We start from the raw sequence: 6000 nt of genomic DNA on the forward strand, positions 1-6000 counted from the left end.
CCTAGGAGGCCGGTGACTAAAGGGGGCAAGTCGCTTATCAAGCCCTTTTCTCAAATCGAAAAGCCCTGTCGCATCAGGATCGTCTTTCAAACGCTCCCCCATTGCTGAAAAGAAACAACCGTTTTTCACCAGCCCTCTAGGCAATGGGAAAGGAGCGGCCCTTTGCAACATTTTCCTCCGTGCAGGCCGTTTTTTCGCGGCTCCTCCTATTCCTTCTTTTTGGAGAACGTGATAAACTAAAAAAGGATTAAGAATCGTTGAAACGCTTACAAAACGGCTATTAAGGGAAAGGCAGCGAGAGAAGGATGGACGACTTTCATCGCGATACATGGGCGGAAATCGATTTGGACGCCATCTATGACAACGTCGCCAATCTGCGCCGTTTTTTGCCAACGGGCACGAACATTATGGCGGTCGTCAAGGCAAACGCTTACGGGCACGGTGATGCTGAAGTGGCGAACACCGCGCTGGAGGCCGGCGCCTCTTACCTAGCTGTCGCTTTTTTGGATGAGGCGCTCGCGCTAAGGAAAAAGGGCCTCGCCGCCCCTATTTTAGTGCTCGGAGCGTCTCGCCCCGAAGATGTGAGCCTTGCTGCGGAACACCGCATTGCTCTCACCGTGTTCCGTTTGGATTGGTTGGAAAAAGCAGCAGCGCTGTATCAAGGTTCTGCCCCGGTTCATTTTCATTTAAAGATGGATACGGGAATGGGACGGCTTGGCGTCAAGGATGAACGGGAGACGAAGCAAATGGCGGCGCTGATCGAACGCCATCCGCATTTCATCCTTGAGGGAGTTTACACACATTTTGCGACGGCCGACGAAATCAATACGGACTATTTTTCGTATCAGTACGATCGTTTCTTATCGATGCTTGAGTGGCTGCCGTTTCGGCCGCCCCTCGTTCATTGCGCCAATAGCGCCGCGACGCTCCGCTTTCCTGATCGAGCGTTCAATATGGTCCGCTTCGGCATTTCGATGTACGGGCTCGCCCCATCGCCAAGCATCAAGCCGCTGCTCCCGTACGAGCTCAAGGAGGCGTTCTCGCTCCATAGCCGCCTTGTGCATGTGAAAAAGCTGCAACCGGGGGAAAAGGTGAGCTACGGAGCGACGTATACGGCGCAAGCGGAAGAGTGGATCGGCACGATCCCGATCGGCTATGCCGATGGCTGGCTGCGCCGCCTAGAGCATTTTCATGTGCTAGTTGACGGCAAAAAAGCGCCGATTGTCGGCCGCGTTTGTATGGACCAATGCATGATCCGTCTCCCGGGGTCGCTGCCGGTCGGCACGAAGGTGACGTTGATCGGCCGCCAAGGGGACGAAGTCATTTCCGTCGATGACGTCGCTCGCCATCTGGATACGATCAACTATGAGGTGCCTTGCCTGATCAGCTATCGGGTGCCCCGTATTTTTTTCCGAAATAAGCGTATAATGGAAGTGAGAAATGCCGTTGGTCGCGTGGGAACGAATGCATAATTTGCTTCGGGAGACAAAGGATAGAAAACGAAGAAATGACTTTGCAGCGCCGTTGTTTAATGGTATCATGAAGTGGAAGCAATGAATGGCTGCAGTTCGTGGAGGTGTATATTCGTGTCGGAATCGGGCGCAACAACGGAAATCATCGTTCGCTTGCCGCAATCGCTGGTGACGGAGCTGGATGTGCTTGTCAAACAGGAAAATGGCAACCGCAATGAACTGATTTATCAGGCGACAAAAATGTATATTCGTGAGCGGAAAAAACGGCAAATTCGCGAGGCGATGAGACGAGGCTACATGGAAATGGCAAAAATCAATTTATCTATCGCTTCTGAAGCGTTTCATGCTGAATACGAGGCCGACCACACCGTTGAACGCTTAGTTAGCGGGGGGTAATGCTTTGATTGTCAAACGTGGCGACGTGTATTTTGCGGACCTTTCCCCGGTTGTTGGCTCAGAGCAGGGCGGCGTGCGTCCCGTCTTGGTCATTCAAAATGACATCGGCAACCGCTTCAGTCCAACGGTAATTGTTGCGGCAATCACGGCGCAAATTCAAAAGGCAAAATTGCCGACGCATGTGGAGATTGACGCGAAGCGTTACGGGTTTGAACGCGATTCCGTCATTTTGCTTGAGCAAATCCGTACGATCGATAAGCAACGGCTGACCGATAAAATCACCCATTTGGATGACGAAATGATGGATAAAGTCGATGAAGCGTTGCAAATCAGTTTAGGGCTGATTGACTTTTGAGCTTCGTTGCCTTGCCACCGCAACGCGTTTTTGTGGCCAATAAGATGAGGGAAAGCGGCGTTGACGTGCGGCATCGGTCTTGGATAATGGTCTGTGGATGAGATGGGCAGATCGGGCTCCCATCGCGATCTGTCCTTCTATGTATATATGAAGTTGACCAAGAAGCTGCGGATTGAGTAGCTCTTTTTTTTGTCACCGCGAATGGAGAAGCCCGCGGTTTCTCCATACATAATAAAGGGGGAAGTACATCGCCAATCGCTATCATGTGCATCGGCTAGAGTTTCTCTATACATAAAAGGAGGGAAGCGTTTGACCACTGAACAGCAACTCATTTCGCTGATTGCTGCCGAGCAGAAACTGGCAGCGCCACACGTTAAAAATGTCATCACGCTTCACCAGGAAGGAAACACGATCCCGTTTATCGCCCGTTACCGGAAAGAAATGACCGGGGCGCTTGATGAGGTGCAAATTCGTGATGTGCTTGAGCGCTGGGAGTACTTGCAGCATTTAGAACAGCGCAAAGAAGAAGTCATTCGCTTAATCGATGAGCAGGGGAAATTGACGGAAGAGTTAAAAAACGAGATTATGGCGGCGACGAAGCTGCAGCAAGTCGAAGATTTGTATCGCCCTTACCGACAAAAACGGCGCACGAAAGCAACGATCGCCAAGGAAAAAGGGCTCGAGCCGCTTGCCGATTGGCTTCTTTCCTGCCCCCCGTCCCCAACGCCTGTTGCGCAGGCGGAAGCGTTCGTTGATGTCGAAAAAGGGGTGGCGACTGCTAGTGAGGCGCTGCAAGGGGCGAAAGACATTATCGCTGAACGAGTAGCCGATGATGCTGGCTTCCGTCAATGGATACGCGAGCAAACATGGCGGAAAGGAACGATCGCTTCGGCCGCCAAAGCGCCGGAAAAGGACGAGAAGCGCGTGTATGAAATGTATTATGATTACGAAGAGCCTGTCGGCAAAATAGTTCCGCACCGTGTGTTAGCGTTAAACCGCGGTGAAAAAGAGGGCGTGCTGCGCGTCTCGATCAAGGCGCCGGTCGAGGAGATCGTTCGCTATTTGCAGCGAAAAACGGTCACCCATCCGTCCTCTCCGGCCGCCGCGCTGGTGGCGGAAGCGGTGGAAGACGGGTACAAGCGGCTGCTTGAACCCGCCATCGAACGCGAGATCCGCAACGAGCTGACGGAAAAGGCCGAGGAACGGGCCATTCATATTTTTGCCGAAAACTTGCGCAAGCTGCTTCTCCAGCCGCCGCTAAAAGGAAAAACGGTCCTTGGCATTGATCCGGCCTATCGCACGGGATGTAAACTCGCTATCGTCGATGAAACGGGGAAGCTGCTCTGCATCGATGTTATGTACCCGCACCCACCTCAAGAACGGAAAGAAGAAGCGCGAGCAAAGCTTCTGCGTTTGCTTGCTGACTATCATGTGGACATGATCGCCATCGGCAACGGAACGGCATCAAGGGAAACAGAGCAGTTTGTCGCCGACGTGCTGAAGCAAGTGGAGCGGGACATCTTTTATGTCATCGTCAACGAGGCGGGGGCGAGCGTCTATTCCGCTTCCGACCTTGCGCGCGCCGAATTCCCGGATTTGCAAGTGGAAGAGCGGAGTGCCGTTTCCATCGCTCGCCGCGTTCAAGATCCGCTGGCCGAACTCGTCAAAATTGACCCAAAATCGGTTGGGGTCGGCCAGTACCAGCATGATGTGTCGCAGAAAAAGCTGGCCGAATCGCTTCAGTTCGTCGTGGAGACGGTGGTCAACCAAGTGGGTGTCAACGTGAACACGGCGTCCGTTTCATTGCTTCAATACGTGTCAGGGCTGACGAAAACGGTGGCCGAAAACATCGTCAAGCGCCGCGAAGAACAAGGAAAATTCCGCAGCCGTGAAGAGCTGAGAGCGATCCCGCGGCTTGGAGCGAAAACGTACGAGCAATGCATCGGCTTTTTGCGTATTCTCGATGGTGAGGAACCGCTCGACCGCACGCCGATTCACCCTGAGAGGTACGCGGAAGCAAAACGGCTTTTGCACACGGCGGGATTTACCACCGACGCCATCGGCAGCGATGAATTGCGCCGGGCGCTGCAAGCCATCGACATCGAAGCAACGGCAGCTGAACTTGGCATCGGCGAACTAACGTTGCGTGATATCATCGATGCCTTATGCCGTCCGGAGCGCGACCCGCGCGATGAGCTGCCCAAGCCGCTGCTTCGCAAGGACGTTTTGAAAATGGAAGACTTGCAACCGGGCATGGAACTTGAAGGTACAGTGCGCAATGTCGTGGATTTCGGCACCTTTGTCGACATCGGGGTCAAACAGGACGGTCTAGTTCACATTTCCAAACTTAGCAAACAATACGTGCGCCATCCGCTCGATGTTGTTTCCGTTGGCGATGTCGTCAAAGTGTGGGTCGAGCACGTCGACGTGGCGAAAGGGAGAATTTCCTTATCGATGGTAGCACCAGAAAAGTGAAGCGAGAAGCACTGCTTCATGAGCAGTGCTTTCTCCGATAAAAAAACCAGCATTGGTTTAACAGTTTGATTTGATCGCGGTTTTTCTCATAATAGGCTCGTCTCATCTGGTTTTTCAGCCATGTAGGCAAAACGGTCACCTCCCTACCAACGGAAAGGTAGTATATAATGTATGTATCTGGGCATTGTCCTGTGCCAAAAACATAAAGGGGGCGCCTGCCAATGGATCAGAAACAGTTGCAAGCACTCGTGGAGCAAGTTTCCCTAAGCGCATTTGGCAAACCGTTTCGCCACACCGCCTCCTTCAATCCAAGACTTCGCACGGTCGGCGGGCGCTACGTGTTGCAAACGCACAACATTGAACTGAACAAAAAACATTATGACCGATTTGGCGAAGAAGAGCTCATTGCCATCATCAAACATGAACTATGTCATTACCATCTTCATCTGGAAGGGAAAGGCTATCGCCATCGCGACCGCGACTTCCGCGAGCTGTTGGCCAAAGTCGGGGCCCCTCGTTATTGCCGACCGCTCGAACAAAAAGCAAAAACGGCCAAGGTGATCCATATATACATCTGCACATCGTGCGGCTTAGCTTACAAGCGCAAAAAACGCATCAACACCGACCGCTATGTCTGCGGTCGGTGCCGCGGCCGACTCGAGCTCGTCCAAAGCGCGCGCTCGTGAGCTGCGCAAAATCTTTTCAAAAAAGGTTGACAACCTAAATATCCTATGCTAAATTATAAAAGCCGTCGCCGAATGGCGATCAGCGATTTTTCCCGACAGTATATTGACAAATCAAAAACTGCTCAATATAATAAACAATGTCAGTTTGTGAAGAACATCGTTGGGGCATCGGAGTTTGCTTGGAAAAGAACGAGGCGAGCTCGAAACGCTTTCGGTGATCATTAAACAACAGCCTAGCGACGAGCCTACGCATCATCGAATATGCTTTGCGTGACCCTAACGTATTAAGCCTTCTTGGATATGTTTGGAGAGGAAGGAACAGGGTAAGTTTTGAGCAGGTTTCTTGACTACTATTCCGCAATAGCTCAGCGGTAGAGCAACCGGCTGTTAACCGGTAGGTCGTAGGTTCGAATCCTACTTGCGGAGCCATCTATTTGGAGAAGTACCCAAGTGGCTGAAGGGGACGGTTTGCTAAACCGTTAGGTCGTGGCTTTACGGCGCGCGGGTTCAAATCCCGCCTTCTCCGCCACTTCTCGTATTTGCATGGCCCGTTGGTCAAGTGGTTAAGACACCGCCCTTTCACGGCGGTAACACGGGTTCGAATCCCGTACGGGTC

Annotated in this window: 6 protein-coding genes and 3 tRNA genes; 8 read left to right on the forward strand and 1 reads right to left on the reverse strand. The window is 52.4% G+C overall.

What is annotated here, in order from left to right; translation table 11 throughout:
- Positions 1 to 305: 305 nt before the first annotated feature.
- The 4 genes from alr to B4113_RS10335 all read left to right on the forward strand — a co-directional run bounded on the left by alr (position 306) and on the right by B4113_RS10335 (position 4698).
- Positions 306 to 1472, forward strand: coding sequence for an alanine racemase (gene alr, locus B4113_RS10320; protein ID WP_033023680.1), 1167 nt, complete (start codon positions 306 to 308; stop codon positions 1470 to 1472).
- A 114-nt stretch (positions 1473 to 1586) separates the two neighbouring features.
- Entirely contained in the window at positions 1587 to 1868 is a 282-nt protein-coding gene (locus B4113_RS10325; protein ID WP_033023681.1) for a CopG family ribbon-helix-helix protein, read from the forward strand.
- A 4-nt stretch (positions 1869 to 1872) separates the two neighbouring features.
- On the forward strand, positions 1873 to 2223 hold the full coding sequence (gene ndoA, locus B4113_RS10330; protein WP_003253417.1) for a type II toxin-antitoxin system endoribonuclease NdoA: 351 nt from the start codon (positions 1873 to 1875) through the stop codon (positions 2221 to 2223).
- Between the two features lie 309 nt (positions 2224 to 2532).
- On the forward strand, positions 2533 to 4698 hold the full coding sequence (locus B4113_RS10335; RefSeq protein ID WP_061912481.1) for a Tex family protein: 2166 nt from the start codon (positions 2533 to 2535) through the stop codon (positions 4696 to 4698).
- A 16-nt stretch (positions 4699 to 4714) separates the two neighbouring features.
- On the opposite strand, the gene cmpA is transcribed toward B4113_RS10335, so the two are convergent.
- Complete coding sequence (cmpA, locus tag B4113_RS19545; protein WP_089135018.1) at positions 4715 to 4828, reverse strand: cortex morphogenetic protein CmpA; 114 nt, start codon at positions 4826 to 4828, stop codon at positions 4715 to 4717.
- A 91-nt stretch (positions 4829 to 4919) separates the two neighbouring features.
- Here cmpA and B4113_RS10340 point away from each other — a divergent pair, with 91 nt between their 5' ends.
- The 4 genes from B4113_RS10340 to B4113_RS10355 all read left to right on the forward strand — a co-directional run bounded on the left by B4113_RS10340 (position 4920) and on the right by B4113_RS10355 (position 6000).
- On the forward strand, positions 4920 to 5384 hold the full coding sequence (locus B4113_RS10340; RefSeq protein WP_033842619.1) for a SprT family protein: 465 nt from the start codon (positions 4920 to 4922) through the stop codon (positions 5382 to 5384).
- Between the two features lie 354 nt (positions 5385 to 5738).
- A tRNA-Asn gene (locus B4113_RS10345) sits at positions 5739 to 5813 on the forward strand.
- 7 nt (positions 5814 to 5820) lie between these two features.
- Positions 5821 to 5913, forward strand: a tRNA-Ser gene (locus tag B4113_RS10350).
- Positions 5914 to 5929: 16 nt separating this feature from the next.
- Positions 5930 to 6000 (forward strand) — tRNA-Glu (locus tag B4113_RS10355).

Origin of the sequence: Geobacillus sp. B4113_201601 (genome assembly GCF_001587475.1) — a bacterium.
Lineage (GTDB): Bacteria > Bacillota > Bacilli > Bacillales > Anoxybacillaceae > Geobacillus > Geobacillus icigianus.